At 66.5% G+C, this 14,458-nt stretch carries 13 protein-coding genes and 1 pseudogene; 11 read left to right on the top strand and 3 right to left on the bottom strand.

All coding sequences use genetic code 11. From position 1 onward, the window contains the following. Nucleotides 1-334 (top strand): annotated as a pseudogene (locus G3N62_RS20905) (hypothetical protein); the annotation flags it as partial. 158 nt (nt 335-492) lie between these two features. Here G3N62_RS20905 and G3N62_RS20900 read toward each other — a convergent pair. Further along, the gene (locus G3N62_RS20900) at nt 493-1,758 is read right to left on the bottom strand and encodes an SGNH/GDSL hydrolase family protein (protein ID WP_124671134.1); all 1,266 of its coding nucleotides are present in this window, start codon (nt 1,756-1,758) and stop codon (nt 493-495) included. Nucleotides 1,759-1,956: 198 nt separating this feature from the next. On the opposite strand from G3N62_RS20900, the gene paaA reads away from it, so the two are divergent. From paaA to G3N62_RS20860, 8 genes are all read left to right on the top strand, one after another. Continuing rightward, the gene (paaA, locus tag G3N62_RS20895; protein WP_006477414.1) at nt 1,957-2,955 is read left to right on the top strand and encodes a 1,2-phenylacetyl-CoA epoxidase subunit PaaA; all 999 of its coding nucleotides are present in this window, start codon (nt 1,957-1,959) and stop codon (nt 2,953-2,955) included. A gap of 36 nt (nt 2,956-2,991) precedes the next feature. After that, nucleotides 2,992-3,276, top strand: a complete 285-nt coding sequence (gene paaB / locus G3N62_RS20890; RefSeq protein ID WP_034188015.1) for a 1,2-phenylacetyl-CoA epoxidase subunit PaaB — start codon at nt 2,992-2,994, stop codon at nt 3,274-3,276. 10 nt (nt 3,277-3,286) lie between these two features. Continuing rightward, on the top strand, nt 3,287-4,090 hold the full coding sequence (paaC, locus tag G3N62_RS20885; RefSeq protein ID WP_034188016.1) for a 1,2-phenylacetyl-CoA epoxidase subunit PaaC: 804 nt from the start codon (nt 3,287-3,289) through the stop codon (nt 4,088-4,090). 25 nt (nt 4,091-4,115) lie between these two features. Then, entirely contained in the window at nt 4,116-4,679 is a 564-nt protein-coding gene (gene paaD, locus G3N62_RS20880; RefSeq protein WP_034188017.1) for a 1,2-phenylacetyl-CoA epoxidase subunit PaaD, read from the top strand. Between the two features lie 2 nt (nt 4,680-4,681). After that, nucleotides 4,682-5,770, top strand: coding sequence for a 1,2-phenylacetyl-CoA epoxidase subunit PaaE (gene paaE, locus G3N62_RS20875; RefSeq protein ID WP_124671133.1), 1,089 nt, complete (start codon nt 4,682-4,684; stop codon nt 5,768-5,770). A 128-nt stretch (nt 5,771-5,898) separates the two neighbouring features. Continuing rightward, the gene (locus G3N62_RS20870; RefSeq protein ID WP_124671132.1) at nt 5,899-6,723 is read left to right on the top strand and encodes a DUF1835 domain-containing protein; all 825 of its coding nucleotides are present in this window, start codon (nt 5,899-5,901) and stop codon (nt 6,721-6,723) included. A 16-nt stretch (nt 6,724-6,739) separates the two neighbouring features. Beyond that, nucleotides 6,740-7,345: a TetR/AcrR family transcriptional regulator gene (locus G3N62_RS20865; protein ID WP_006482923.1), complete on the top strand. Its 606-nt coding sequence runs from the start codon at nt 6,740-6,742 to the stop codon at nt 7,343-7,345. A 235-nt stretch (nt 7,346-7,580) separates the two neighbouring features. Then, entirely contained in the window at nt 7,581-8,228 is a 648-nt protein-coding gene (locus G3N62_RS20860; protein ID WP_059559326.1) for a GNAT family N-acetyltransferase, read from the top strand. 55 nt (nt 8,229-8,283) lie between these two features. Here G3N62_RS20860 and G3N62_RS20855 read toward each other — a convergent pair whose 3' ends face one another. Beyond that, complete coding sequence (locus tag G3N62_RS20855) at nt 8,284-8,808, bottom strand: Lrp/AsnC family transcriptional regulator (RefSeq protein ID WP_034188021.1); 525 nt, start codon at nt 8,806-8,808, stop codon at nt 8,284-8,286. Between the two features lie 214 nt (nt 8,809-9,022). Between G3N62_RS20855 and hppD the strand changes: the two genes are divergently transcribed. After that, nucleotides 9,023-10,120 (top strand): 4-hydroxyphenylpyruvate dioxygenase, encoded by a 1,098-nt coding sequence (gene hppD, locus G3N62_RS20850; RefSeq protein WP_034188022.1) that lies wholly within the window; start codon nt 9,023-9,025, stop codon nt 10,118-10,120. Between the two features lie 132 nt (nt 10,121-10,252). Here hppD and G3N62_RS20845 read toward each other — a convergent pair whose 3' ends face one another. Further along, complete coding sequence (locus G3N62_RS20845) at nt 10,253-10,447, bottom strand: hypothetical protein (protein WP_049028196.1); 195 nt, start codon at nt 10,445-10,447, stop codon at nt 10,253-10,255. A gap of 341 nt (nt 10,448-10,788) precedes the next feature. On the opposite strand from G3N62_RS20845, the gene G3N62_RS20840 reads away from it, so the two are divergent. Next, nucleotides 10,789-14,379, top strand: coding sequence for an indolepyruvate ferredoxin oxidoreductase family protein (locus G3N62_RS20840; RefSeq protein WP_124671131.1), 3,591 nt, complete (start codon nt 10,789-10,791; stop codon nt 14,377-14,379). Nucleotides 14,380-14,458 lie beyond the last annotated feature (79 nt).

Here is a 14,458-nt window from a genome sequence, read left to right as displayed (position 1 = left end):
CATAAACCTGACTTACTTTAGTGTGAGACTCTTGATACTTTCGCTATCTGATCCGAGGATCAGCTCGCTGCCATCAAGCGCCCACACTTATCGGCTGTTAATTTTTAAAGAGCAATCTGCGAGGAACATCGTGTTTCCCGGCAGCGCTGCGTTTTCAGCAGCAGAGAAGCGAGATTATGAACCGTGTTTCGCAGCTCGTCAACAACTTTTTGCACTACGTCGTTGCGACCGCGGGGCTCAACTTCCGTACCGCCGAGGCCGTTCCCGCCAAGCCTCAACCGCACTGCTTCCCTTCCTCCCGCGCCGCGTTTCCGTGAGCGCGAAAGAGGCGTGATTCTATGCACCTCGCGCCGCCCACGCAAGCCCTTTGTGAAAAAAGTTTGAAAAAGCCCCCGTGCGCTGCCGCGCACGGGGGCTGGGGGTTCGACGGGCGACGCGACAACGACGCCCGCACCGTCGCCGACCACACTTCTCTCTATATATAGAGCCTCATCACTTGCCGCCGGCCGCAGCCTGCAGCTGCTCGATCGGCACCGCGTCGGCCATCGCCGTGTAGCCCGCGTCGCTCGGATGAATACCGTCGCCGCTGTCATATCGGCGCTGCAGCACGCTCGGGCGCGCCGGATCGCGCAGCACCGCATCGAAATCGACCACGCCGTCGAACCCGCCGCCGCTCCGGATCCACCGGTTCACCTCGAGCCGGATCGCTTCACGCCCGGCCGGCAACGCCGCCGGCGTGAGCGTCGCGCCGTAAACCTTCACGCCCTGGCGGTGCGCCGCCTCGATCAGCCGGCGGTAGCCGTCGATCAGCGACGCGGCCGTCACCTGCGTATGCGGGTGGTCGCAATCGAGCCCCGCGCGCGGCGGCATCGCCGCGAAGTTGATGTCGTTGATGCCGATCAGCACGACCGCCGCCTTCACACCCGCACGCGACAGCGCATCGCGCTCGAACCGCGACGCCAGCGACGTGCCGTAGCACGCGGAATCGCTGAGCAGCCGGTTCCCGCTGATGCCCAGATTCACGACACTGATCGAATCGGCCCCCGACGCCGTCAGCCGGCGCGCGAGTGCGTCAGGCCAGCGGCGGTTCCGGTTCACGCTGGAGCGCAGCCCGTCGGTGATCGAGTCGCCGATCGCGGCGATACTCGCGCGCGCGGGACCTGTTTCGACTGCCAGCTCGGTCACCCAGGCATATTGAGTAAAACGGGTACGGAACGCGGCGACGCCGGGATCGTTCACGTGATCGCCCGGCGCAGACACATAGTTGAACTGGTTCGACACGCGGTGCCAGACCGTCATCCGCTGGTTTGGCCCCATCTGGAGACTGATCGCATACGGCTGCGCGAACGCCACGTCGATGGCCACCGGATCGCTTTCGATCTCCTGGCCGGGCGCGAGCGTCACGGACGGCTTGCCGCCGAACCGGACCGACGCGACCGCGCCGCCGGCGAGCGCCGCCCCCTCGCCGGCGCGCGCGAGGCTCGCGGCCTCGATGACCAGCGGCGCACGGCCGTACGCATTGCTGACGCGAATCCGCGCGGCGCGCCCCGACACCGTCGGGTACACGATCTGGCGCACGGCGCGCCCGGCCACGTCGGGCGCGCGGTAGAGCGGCGGCGGCGCAGCAAGGTCGGGAATCGGCTGCAGCGCGGTGGCCCACGCGGCAACCCATCCGGCCGGCGCGGCGAACGCAGCAAGCGGCGACACGAGAACGGCCGCACCCAGCATGGCCGCGGCGAAACTGCTTCGGAATGACATCGGCAAAATCCTCATCGGAAAGCGGGCATTGTGCCGCAGAAGGCGCGAGGCTCGCGTGCGGGAACGCGCTGCGTCGCCCGATCGCGCCCCGACGTCCCTCGTTTACCCGAGTCTCGCCGCAAATCCGCAAGAAATTTATTAACCGACCGGTCGGTTGGTTTATACTTCGCACACATTCAACCGGACGAGAGTCTCGCCATGTACACGCAATCCCTCGACATCCCCGGCAACGTCGCACCGCTCGACGCCGCAGCCGAGTCGCCCGAGCAGGCGCGGTTCGACGCGGTGATGGCAGCCGACGGCAAGATCGAACCGCAGGACTGGATGCCCGACGCATACCGCAAGACGCTGGTACGCCAGATCTCGCAGCACGCGCATTCGGAAGTCGTCGGCATGCTGCCGGAAGGCAACTGGATCTCGCGCGCGCCGAGCCTGAAGCGCAAGGCGATCCTGCTCGCGAAGGTCCAGGACGAAGCCGGCCACGGCCTCTATCTTTATAGCGCGGCCGAAACGCTCGGCGTGTCGCGCGATTCGCTGATCGACGCACTGCACGCCGGCAAGGCGAAATATTCGAGCATCTTCAACTACCCGACGCCGACCTGGGCCGACGTCGGCGTGATCGGCTGGCTGGTCGACGGCGCCGCGATCATGAACCAGATCCCGCTGTGCCGCTGCACGTATGGCCCCTACGCTCGCGCGATGATCCGCGTGTGCAAGGAAGAGTCGTTCCACCAGCGTCAGGGTTTCGACGCACTGCTGTCGATGATGAAGGGCAGCGACGCCCAGCGCGCGATGGTCCAGCAGGCCGTGGACCGCTGGTGGTGGCCGGTGCTGATGATGTTCGGCCCGAGCGACGCCGACTCGGTCCATAGCAGCCAGTCCGCGAAATGGGGCATCAAGCGGATCTCGAACGACGACCTGCGGCAGAAATTCGTCGACGCGACGGTCGACCAGGCGAAGGTGCTCGGCGTGACGCTGCCCGACCCCGACCTGAAATGGAACGAAGCGCGCGGCCACCACGACTACGGCACGATCGACTGGGACGAATTCTGGCGCGTGGTCAACGGCGACGGCCCTTGCAACAAGGAACGCCTCGCGACCCGCGTGAAAGCGCACGAGGACGGCGCATGGGTACGCGAAGCCGCGCTCGCGCACGAGGCGAAGCGCCGCGCCCGCGCCGAACAGCACGCCGCCTGAGCGGCAACACCCGAATTCAGGAATCAGGAGAAAGTGATGAACAAGGAATGGCCGATCTGGGAAGTGTTCGTGCGCAGCAAGCAGGGCCTCGACCACAAGCATTGCGGCAGTCTGCACGCCGCCGACGCGACGATGGCGCTGCGCATGGCGCGCGACGTCTACACGCGGCGCCAGGAAGGCGTGAGCATCTGGGTGGTGCCGTCGTCGGCGATCACCGCGTCGGACCCGAACGAGAAGGCCGAGCTGTTCGAACCGGCGGGCGACAAGATCTACCGTCACCCGACGTTCTACACGCTGCCCGACGAAGTCAACCACATGTAACGCCCGCGCCATGACGATCACGCCCGAACACCTCTCCTACGTGCTGCGCCTCGCGGACAACGCGCTGATCCTCGGTCAGCGCAACGCCGAATGGTGCGGCCACGGCCCGATCCTCGAGGAAGACATCGCGCTCACCAACATGAGCCTCGACCTCATCGGCCAGGCGCGCATGCTGTATACGCACGCGGCCGAGCTCGAGCGTCAGCTCAACGGCACGACGAAGACCGAGGACGACTACGCGTACTTCCGTACCGAGCGCGAATTCGCGAACTTCACGCTCGCCGAGCTGCCGCACTACGGCCCGGTCTCCGGCACCGCGCACGCCGACAAGGACTATGCGGTGACGATCGTGCGCAACTTCCTGTACGCGGCATTGATGCTGCACGTATGGAGCGCACTGGAAACGTCGACCGACACGCAGCTCGCCGCGATCGCCGCGAAATCGGTGAAGGAAACCCGCTATCACGTGCAGCACGCCCGCGAGTGGCTCGTGCGCCTCGGCGACGGCACCGACGCATCGCATCGCCGCGCGCAGGATGCGCTCGACTACCTGATGCCGTACACGCGCGAATGCTTCGCGGCCGATGCGATCGACAACGCGATCGCCGCTTCGGGCATCGGCCCGGCGCCGGCCGCGCTCGAAGCCGCGTGGCGCGCGGACGTGGACGATGCGCTCGCCGAGGCGACGCTCGCGCTGCCGGCGCCCGTGAAACACGTGACGACCGGCAAGCAGGGCGAGCACTCGGAGCACATGGGCTACCTGCTCGCCGAAATGCAGAGCCTCGCGCGCCAGCATCCCGGCGCAACCTGGTAACCGGCCAACGCCACGGAGCCCGACGATGTCCGTCCAGACCGCTGCCCCCTCCCACGCCACACCCGCCGCGCGCCACGACGATCCGCTGCTCGCCCGCGCGTGGGACGTGCTGGAAGCCGTGCCCGATCCCGAGATTCCGGTCGTGTCGATCCGCGAACTCGGCATCCTGCGCGACGTCCGCCGCGCGGACGACGGCCAGCTCGAGGTCGTGATCACGCCGACCTACTCGGGCTGCCCGGCCATGTCGCAGATCGCCGAGGACATCGCCGCCGCGCTGCAGGCCGCCGACCTGCCGCCGCACCGGATCGAGACGGTACTCGCGCCCGCGTGGACGACCGACTGGATCACGCAGGAGGCGCGCGACAAGCTGCGCGCGTACGGCATCGCGCCGCCGGTCGGCCAGTGCGGCAGCGCCGCGCCACGGGAAAACGTCGTGCGCTTCGTGCCGCGGCCGGTCGCGGCGCCCGCCTGCCCGCGCTGCGGCTCCGCCCGCACCGAGCGTCTCGCGCAATTCGCGTCCACGGCCTGCAAGGCGCTGTATCGCTGCGTCGACTGCCGCGAACCCTTCGACTACTTCAAACCCTACTGAATATGGCGACCCCGCAATTTCATCCGCTGCGTATCCGCGACGTGCGGCCCGAGACCGCCGACGCCGTCACCGTCTCGTTCGACGTGCCGCCCGAGCTGCGCGACGCGTACCGCTTCACGCAGGGCCAGTTCGTCACGCTGAAGACCCACATCGACGGCGAGGAAACGCGCCGCTCGTATTCGATCTGCGTCGGCACGACGGATTACGACCGCGACGGCGAACTGCGCATCGGCATCAAGCGCGTGCGCGGCGGCCGCTTCTCGAACTTCGCGTTCGACACGCTGAAACCCGGCCACACGATCGACGTGATGACGCCGGACGGCCGCTTCTTCACGCACCTGAACGCCGACCACGGCAAGCAGTACGTCGCGTTTTCCGGCGGCTCGGGGATCACGCCGGTGCTCGCGATCGTGAAGACGACGCTCGAACTCGAGCCGCGCAGCACCTTCACGCTGATCTACGGGAACCGCAGCGTCGACGCGATCATGTTCGCGGAGGAGCTCGAGGACCTGAAGAACCGCTACATGAACCGCTTCGTCCTCTATCACGTGCTGTCGGACGACCTGCAGGACGTGGAGCTGTTCAACGGCGTGCTCGACCAGGCGAAATGCGCGGAATTCCTCCGCACGCTGACGCCCGCCGACGCGATCGACGAAGCGTTCATCTGCGGCCCGGCGCCGATGATGGACGCGGCGGAAGCCGCGCTGAAGGCGGCCGGCGTGCCGCAGGCGAAGATGCATGTCGAGCGCTTCGGCACGCCGCTGCCGCAAGCCGGCGCGCCGGCCGTCGAAATCACCGAGCAGACGCCGGCCGCCGACCTCGAAATCGTGCTCGACGGCAAGAAGCGCAAGCTGCGCCTGCCATACGAAGGCGTGAGCCTGCTCGATGTCGGCCTGCGCGCGGGCCTCGCGCTGCCGTACGCGTGCAAGGGCGGCGTGTGCTGCACGTGCCGCGCGAAGGTGATCGAAGGCGAGGTGCGCATGGAGAAGAACTACACGCTCGAAGAGCACGAAGTGAAGGACGGTTTCGTGCTCACGTGCCAGTGCCACCCGATCAGCGACAAGGTCGTCGTGAGCTACGACGAGCGTTGAGCGGCATTGCGCCGCGGCTCCGGGCGGTTTCTCGCCGTCACACATCTCGCTTACACTAGGGGCCGCCGGCCGGCTGGACATCGCGACGTCCGCCCGGCCGGCGGTTTTCTTTTGTTGACGACAGGCCGATGAGTACCATTCATGTGATTCAGGGCGGCACCGCCGCCGCGTCGCTGCGCGAGGCACTCGCGCAAGCCGGGCGCGACGAGCACGTCGTCGGTTTGCTCGACGATCTCGGCGTCGGACCGCTCAAGGGCGCCGACGAGACGCCCGACACGCGCGCCGCCTTCTGGCACGACGTGCTCGGCGACCAGATCCCCGACTGGAACGCGGAAATCGAGGGCGAATTCGCGCGTCTCGACCAACTCGCGATGGACGCGGGCCAGGTGGTCGTATGGCACGCGCCGAGCGTCGGCGACAAGCTGCTGCTGCGCCGCGTCGCCTACCACCTGCGCAACGTGCCGCAGCGCCTGAACGAGGTACGGCTGTCGGCCGCCGATTTCGACCCGGCACAGCGCAGGGCGCTGTCGCGCACCGACCAGGCATGCTCGACCGGGATGTTCTCGCCCGCGGAACTGGCGCGCAAACGCCCGGCGGCCGCGCCGGTCTCGGTGCTGCGCATCGGCCGCCTCGCACTCGAATGGCAGGAGGCGAAACACCTGAACGCCGAACTGCGCTACTGGGTCAGCAACACGATCAAGAGCGGCTACTATGCCGATCTCGACGCGCTGATCGTCTCGCACGCCGAAACCGACTGGCTGCCCGCGCGGCGCCTCGTCGGCAGCATCATGGCCGCCGCCGACCGCGGCGGGCTGTTCGTCAGCGATTCGATCGCCTGGTGGCGCTGCCGCGCACTGGCGGCAGCCGGCCGGCTCGAGTTGCAGGACGACGCGCCCGAAGCCCTCTCTTCCACGCAGGTGCGCGCGGCCCGCGCGGCTTTCGCGCACCGCTAATCTTCCCCATTTGACCATGGCCCGTACCCGAGCGCCCGACCACGAATCCCAGCGCGAACAGATCCTCGATCTGGCCGCCGAGAAATTCGCGCAGACGAGCTATCCGAGCACGTCGATGTCCGATCTCGCGACCGCGAGCGGCACGTCGAAGGCACGCCTCTATCACTATTACGAGAGCAAGGAAGCGATCCTGTTCGACCTGCTCGACCGCTATACCAAACGGCTGATGTTGATCATCGCCGAGGTCGAAGGCGCGAGCCAGCGGCGCGGCCTGAGCGAACGCGACGCGTTCGCCGAGCTCGTGCGCGCGTTCCTCGCCGAATACGAGACGTCGCACAGCCGGCACGTCGCGCTGCTCAACGACGTGAAGTATCTCGAGGACGCGCAGCGCGAAATCGTGCTCGACCGCCAGCGCGACATCGTCGCGGCATTCACGCGGCAGCTCGCCCGCGCGTACCCGGACCGCATCTCGAAGGAAAACCAGACATCGGTGACGATGATGGTGTTCGGAATGATCAACTGGACGTTCACGTGGCTGAAGCCGGGCGGCCGCCTCGGCTATCGCGACTTCGCGGAGCAGGTGATCGACCTGATCGAACGCGGGCTGTCGACGGCGGCCTGATTGCCGCGCAGCAGCATGCGTTGCGTGACGGGTACACTGCGATCGCCCGTCGCGCGTTTCATATGATGAATTTTAAATCCGTTAAAAATCAAATAGATAGCAAATGAACTAAGCGGGTTTAGAATTTCTCCTCGGCACAAACAACGTCAAATACGGGTTTTCCCCAACCCCTGTCGGGTAAAATGTTGTTGCATTGCACAACCCGCTTGTGCAGCCACACACTGAGGAACCCACGATGAACACGCAATTCAACGGCCCCGCCGCAGTCGCCGGCACGGTCGGCAGTGCGCCGGTTCTCGTCAGGGAACTGGCTTCCAAAGACCGTGAGCAGATGCTCACCCATTTTCTCTCGCTCGGCGAAGAGGACCGCCTGCTGCGCTTCGGCCAGATGGTGCCCGACCACGTGATCGAGAACTATGTCCGCACGATCGACTTCGGTCGCGACACCGTGTTCGGCGTGTTCGACCACGACCTCGAACTGATCGGCGTCGGCCACCTGGCCTACCTGCCGGCCGAGGGCGACAAGCGCACGGCCGAATTCGGCGTGTCGGTGCTCGAAAGCGCACGCGGCCGCGGCGTCGGCTCGAAGCTGTTCGAGCGCGCGGCGATCCGCAGCCGCAATACGCACGTGACGATGCTGTACATGCATTGCCTGTCGCGTAACGCGACGATGATGCACATCGCGAAGAAGTCCGGGATGCGGATCGAGTACGCGTATGGCGAAGCCGATGCGTACCTGTCGCTGCCGCCAGCCGACCACTCGACGATCATCGCCGAGATGCTGCAGGAACAGGCCGCGGTGTTCGACTACGCGATGAAGCGCCAGGCGCGCCGCACCACGAAGTTCATCGAATCGCTGATGCCCGCCGCACTGACGGCCTGACATCGGCCGGCCGGGTGCGCCAGCGGCGCGCCCGGTTCCCGCCCTTTCCTCCACACTAGCGCACCGAGCGAATCGGCAACGCCGTCGTCTCCTTGAAGCATTCGAGCGAAAAGCTCGTCTTCACGTCGATCACCGACGGGTGATGCAGCAAGTGCTCCTGCACGAAGCGGGAGAAATGCGCCATGTCCTCCACCTGCACGCGCAGCAGGTAATCCATGTCCCCCGTCATCGCGTGGCACGCGACCACTTCCGGCCAGGTCTGCACGGCCGCGCGGAACAGCTCCGCATGGGTCGCGCCCGCGCGTGCCGACGTCTCGTCGACCCGCATCGGCGCCAGGCCGCCGCGCTTCTCGAGCCGCACGCTCACGTACGCGAGCAGGTCGAGCCCGAGCTTCTGCGGGTTCAGCAGCGCGACATAACCGGTGATCACGCCGATCTCCTCGAGCCGCCGGATCCGCCGCAGGCACGGGCTCGGCGACAGGTTCACGCGCTCGGCGATCTCCTGGTTCGACAGGCGCCCGTTCTCCTGAAGAATCGCGAGAATCCGCCGGTCGATGGCATCCAGTTCGGCTTGCGCCATCTTCTGCCCTCCAATGATTGTTTCAAGGCTGGAAATTGCGCCATCGTAGGGGGCGGCGATTAAGTTCGCAAGTTTCCGCTCGTGCCCGCCCGCTACACTCTGTCGCATGTATCGATTCGCCGCGCACGCCCGGGCATGTGCGGCCGTCGACATCGAACCAGGCCAGGCAGGCGGACGTCGCCCCGGGCCGACCGCCCCGCACAGGAGACACGACATGCAGATCCCCAACTGGGACAACCCCGTCGGCACCGACGGCTTCGAATTCATCGAATACACGGCGCCGGACCCGAAAGCGCTCGGACAACTGTTCGAGCGGATGGGTTTCACCGCGATCGCACGCCACCGCCACAAGGACGTGACGGTGTACCGCCAGGGCGACATCAACTTCATCATCAACGCCGAACCCGACTCGTTCGCGCAACGCTTCGCGCGCCTGCACGGCCCGTCGATCTGCGCGATCGCATTCCGCGTGCAGGACGCCGCGAAGGCGTACCAGCGCGCGCTCGACCTCGGCGCGTGGGGCTTCGACAACAAGACGGGCCCGATGGAGCTGAACATCCCGGCGATCAAGGGCATCGGCGATTCGCTGATCTATTTCGTCGACCGCTGGCGCGGCAAGAACGGCGCGCAGCCGGGCGCGATCGGCGACATCAGCATCTATGACGTCGACTTCGAGCCGATCGCCGGCGCGAACCCGAACCCGGTCGGCCACGGCCTGACGTACATCGACCACCTGACGCACAACGTGCACCGCGGCCGCATGCAGGAATGGGCCGAGTTCTACGAGCGCCTGTTCAACTTCCGCGAAGTGCGTTACTTCGACATCGAAGGCAAGGTGACGGGCGTGAAGTCGAAGGCGATGACGTCGCCGTGCGGCAAGATCCGCATCCCGATCAACGAGGAAGGCTCGGAAACGGCCGGCCAGATCCAGGAATACCTGGACGCGTACCACGGCGAAGGGATCCAGCACATCGCGCTCGGCGCGAGCGACATCTACCAGGCGGTCGACGGCCTGCGCAGCAAGGAAGTGAAACTGCTCGACACGATCGACACGTATTACGAGCTGGTCGACCGCCGCGTGCCGAACCACGGCGAATCGCTGGACGAACTGAAGAAGCGCAAGATCCTGATCGACGGCGCGCGCGACGACCTGCTGCTGCAGATCTTCACCGAGAACCAGATCGGGCCGATCTTCTTCGAGATCATCCAGCGCAAGGGCAACCAGGGCTTCGGCGAAGGCAACTTCAAGGCGCTGTTCGAGTCGATCGAACTCGACCAGATCCGCCGCGGCGTCGTGCAGGACAAGGCCTGACGCACTCGGCAAGCGGCGGCCTCGGGCAACCGGGCCGCCCGCACGATCCGGCGGCGCAAAGAAAAAGGGCGGGAATCCGAGGATTCCCGCCCTTCTCTCATTCCGGCGCGGCCTGCCGGCCGCGCGACCGGATCAACGCGCGTTCGCCTTCGACTCGACGGCGCGCTCGGCCGACGGCTGCGCGGCGGCGTCCTGGGCCGGCACGATCTGACGCATCTGCGCGCCGGCTGCCGCCAGTGCGCTCGCGCCTTGCGCGCGCACCGGGCCGGTCATCGCGAAAAACGCGGCGGACACGATCAGGAAACTCTGGATATGACGTGTGTTCATTGCACCTCCTGTAAAACTGCCGGCGCCTCCCCGATTGCGTCGAAACGAGCCGACGCGACCGGGCACCTCCGGCAGGCCGACAAGATTAACGGCATTTGCTCGCAGATGGACGCGGCTTTACATGCTTTTACATGATGTAACGCATCATCACGCCCCTTTTTTCGGTGCGCCGCCGCCATTCCACCTGCCTTCCAAGCGCATTCGAACCGATGGGCGGCGGGTTTGCCCCAGTGCTACCATCGCTTAAAACCGGCGAACATGCCGGCCACTGCCGACGCATCCAAAAGATGCCGACGCAACCGAAGTTTTGGTGATCCCAGACCGGGTGGAGGAGACAGTTAATGAATGCCCCGCTAGACGCAGACCAACGCGCGTCGCTAGAAGCCGCGCTGAAGTCCGTCACGCTTGACGACAAATACACACTCGAGCGCGGTCGCGCGTACATGAGCGGCATCCAGGCCCTCGTGCGCCTGCCGATGCTCCAGCAGGAACGCGACCGCGCCGCCGGTCTCAATACGGCCGGCTTCATCTCCGGCTACCGCGGCTCGCCGCTCGGCGGCCTCGATCTGTCGCTCTGGAAAGCCAAGCAGCATCTGGCGGCCCACCAGATCGTCTTCCAGCCCGGCCTCAACGAAGATCTCGCCGCCACCGCCGTATGGGGCTCGCAGCAGGTGAACCTGTACCCCGGCGCGAAGCACGACGGCGTGTTCGGCATGTGGTACGGCAAGGGCCCCGGCGTCGACCGCACCGGCGACGTCTTCAAGCACGCGAACTCGGCCGGCTCGTCGCAGCACGGCGGCGTGCTGGTGCTCGCCGGCGACGACCACGCGGCGAAATCGTCGACGCTCGCGCACCAGTCCGAACACATCTTCAAGGCGTGCGGCCTGCCCGTGCTGTTCCCGTCCAACGTGCAGGAATATCTCGATTTCGGCCTGCACGGCTGGGCGATGAGCCGCTACTCGGGCCTGTGGGTCGCGCTCAAGTGCGTGACGGATGTCGTCGAATCGTCGGCGTCGGTCGACATCGACCCGCATCGCACCGAGATCGTGCTGCCGACCGATTTCATCCTGCCGGAAGGCGGGCTGAACATCCGCTGGCCCGACCCGCCGCTCGTGCAGGAAGCGCGGCTGCTCGACTACAAGTGGTATGCCGCGCTCGCTTATGTGCGCGCGAACAAGCTCGACCGGATCGAGATCGATTCGCCGAACGCGCGCTTCGGGATCATGACGGGCGGCAAGGCGTATCTCGACGTGCGCCAGGCGCTGACCGATCTCGGCCTCGACGACGACACCTGCGCGCGGATCGGCATCCGGCTCTACAAGGTCGGCTGCGTATGGCCGCTCGAAGCACAGGGCGCGCAGGCGTTCGCGCGCGGCCTCGACGAAATCCTGGTCGTCGAGGAAAAGCGCCAGATTCTCGAATACGCGATCAAGGAAGAGCTGTACAACTGGCCGGACGGCCAGCGCCCGCGCGTGTTCGGCAAGTTCGACGAGAAGGACGGCGCCGGCGGCGAATGGTCGGTGCCGATGGGCAACTGGCTGCTGCCCGCGCACTACGAGCTGTCGCCGGCGATCATCGCGAAGGCGATCGCGACGCGCCTCGAGAAGTTCGAGCTGCCGTCCGACGTGCGCGCGCGCATCGCCGCGCGGCTCGCGGTGATCAACGCGAAGGAAATGGCGCTCGCGAAGCCGCATGTGCAGACCGAGCGCAAGCCGTGGTTCTGCTCGGGCTGCCCGCACAACACGTCGACCAACGTGCCGGAAGGCTCGCGGGCGATCGCCGGCATCGGCTGCCACTACATGACCGTGTGGATGGACCGCAGCACGAGCACCTTCAGCCAGATGGGAGGCGAAGGCGTGCCGTGGATCGGCCAGGCGCCGTTCACGGACGAGAAGCACGTGTTCGCGAACCTCGGCGACGGCACCTACTTCCACTCGGGCCTGCTGGCCGTGCGCGCGGCGATTTCGTCGAAGGCGAACATCACCTACAAGATCCTCTACAACGACGCCGTCGCGATGACGGGCGGCCAGCCGGTCGACGGCGTGCTGACGGTGCCGCAGATCACGCACCAGCTCGCGTCCGAAGGCGCGAAGAAGATCGTGATCGTGACCGACGAGCCGGAGAAGTACGACAGCCAGAAGGCGCTGCTCGCGCCGGGCGTGACGGTCCATCACCGCGACCAGCTCGACGACGTGCAGCGCGAGCTGCGCGAGATCGAGGGTACGACGATCCTGATCTACGACCAGACCTGCGCGACCGAGAAGCGCCGTCGCCGCAAGCGCGGCACGTATCCGGATCCGGCCAAACGCGTCGTGATCAACGACGCGGTGTGCGAAGGCTGCGGCGACTGCTCGGTGCAGTCGAACTGCCTGTCGGTCGAGCCGCTGGAAACCGAATTCGGCACGAAGCGCCAGATCAACCAGTCGAGCTGCAACAAGGATTTCTCGTGCGTGAAGGGCTTCTGCCCGAGCTTCGTCACGGTCGAGGGCGGCCAGTTGAAGAAGCCGAAGGCGGTTTCGGTCGACGGCAACGCGCTGCCGCCGATCCCGGAACCGACGCTGCCCGAGATCGACCGTGCGTACGGCGTGCTCGTGACGGGCGTCGGCGGCACGGGCGTCGTCACGATCGGCGCGCTGCTCGGGATGGCCGCGCACTTGGAAAACAAGGGCGTGACCGTGCTCGACGTCACCGGCCTCGCGCAGAAGGGCGGTGCCGTGATGAGCCACGTGCAGATCTCGCACGCGCCGACCGACATCCATGCGACGCGGATCGCGATGGGCGAAGCCGACCTCGTGATCGGCTGCGACGCGATCGTCACGGCCGGCGACGAGTGCACGTCGCGGATGCGGCACGACACGACGCGCGTGGTCGTCAACAGCGCGCAGACGCCGACCGCCGAGTTCATCAAGAACCCGAACTGGGCATTCCCGGGGCTGTCCGCGGAGAACGACATCCGCGCGGCGGCAGGCGCCGCGGTCGACTTCATCGACGCGAACCGCTTCGCGGTCGCGCTGCTCGGCGACGCAATCTACACGAACCCGTTCGTGCTCGGCTACGCGTGGCAGAAAGGCTGGCTGCCGCTCACGCTCGCGTCGCTCGAACGTGCGATCGAGTTGAATGCGGTGTCGGTCGAGAAGAACCGTGCGGCATTCGACTGGGGCCGCCGCGCCGCGTACGACCTCGCCAGCGTGAAGCAGGCCGCGGCCGGCGACGCACGTCCCGCGCAAGGCGCCACGGTGATCGCGCTGCACACGAAGAAGGCGGTCGACGCGTTGATCGCGAAGCGTGTGGAATTCCTCACCGCGTACCAGGATGCCGCGTACGCCTCGCGTTATGCGGCCTTCGTCGACAAGGTGCGCGCCGCCGAACGCGCGCTGGCGGACGGCGACACGGTGCAGGAGCAACTGACCGAAGCGGTCGCGCGCAACCTGTTCAAGCTGATGGCGTACAAGGACGAATACGAGGTCGCGCGACTGCAGTCCGACCCCGCATTCCTCGCGCGCCTGAGCGCGCAGTTCGAAGGCGACTGGAAGCTGAAATTCCACCTCGCGCCGCCGCTGTTCGCGAAGACGGACGCTCACGGCCATCTCGTGAAGAAGGCGTACGGCCCGTGGATGATGTCGGCGTTCCGGCTGCTCGCGAAAGCGAAGTTCCTGCGCGGCACGGGGCTCGATCCGTTCGGCCGCACCGAGGAGCGCCGCACCGAGCGCGCGCTGATCGGCGAGTACGAAGCGCTGATCGGCGAGGTGCTCGGCAAACTGAACGCGGCCAACCGCCCGCTCGCGCTCGAGCTCGCGGCGCTGCCGGACGGCATTCGCGGCTACGGCCACGTGAAGGAGAACAACCTGCGCGCGGTACGCCGGAAGTGGGACACGCTGCTGACGAAGTGGCGTTCGCCGGCAGGCGGCCAGTCGCACCAGCAGGTCGCGTAACGGGACGCGGCAGGCGAGGCGTTCGCGCTCGGGACGCCCCGCCGTTGCGGTTCATGCGAAAAAAAACGCCACGGAACCT

Source organism: Burkholderia sp. Tr-20355, assembly GCF_017104685.1.
In the GTDB taxonomy this organism is placed as follows: Bacteria; Pseudomonadota; Gammaproteobacteria; order Burkholderiales; family Burkholderiaceae; genus Burkholderia; species Burkholderia seminalis.
Note: the sequence above shows the minus strand (reverse complement) of the source record. Positions and strands in the feature narration are given on the sequence as shown.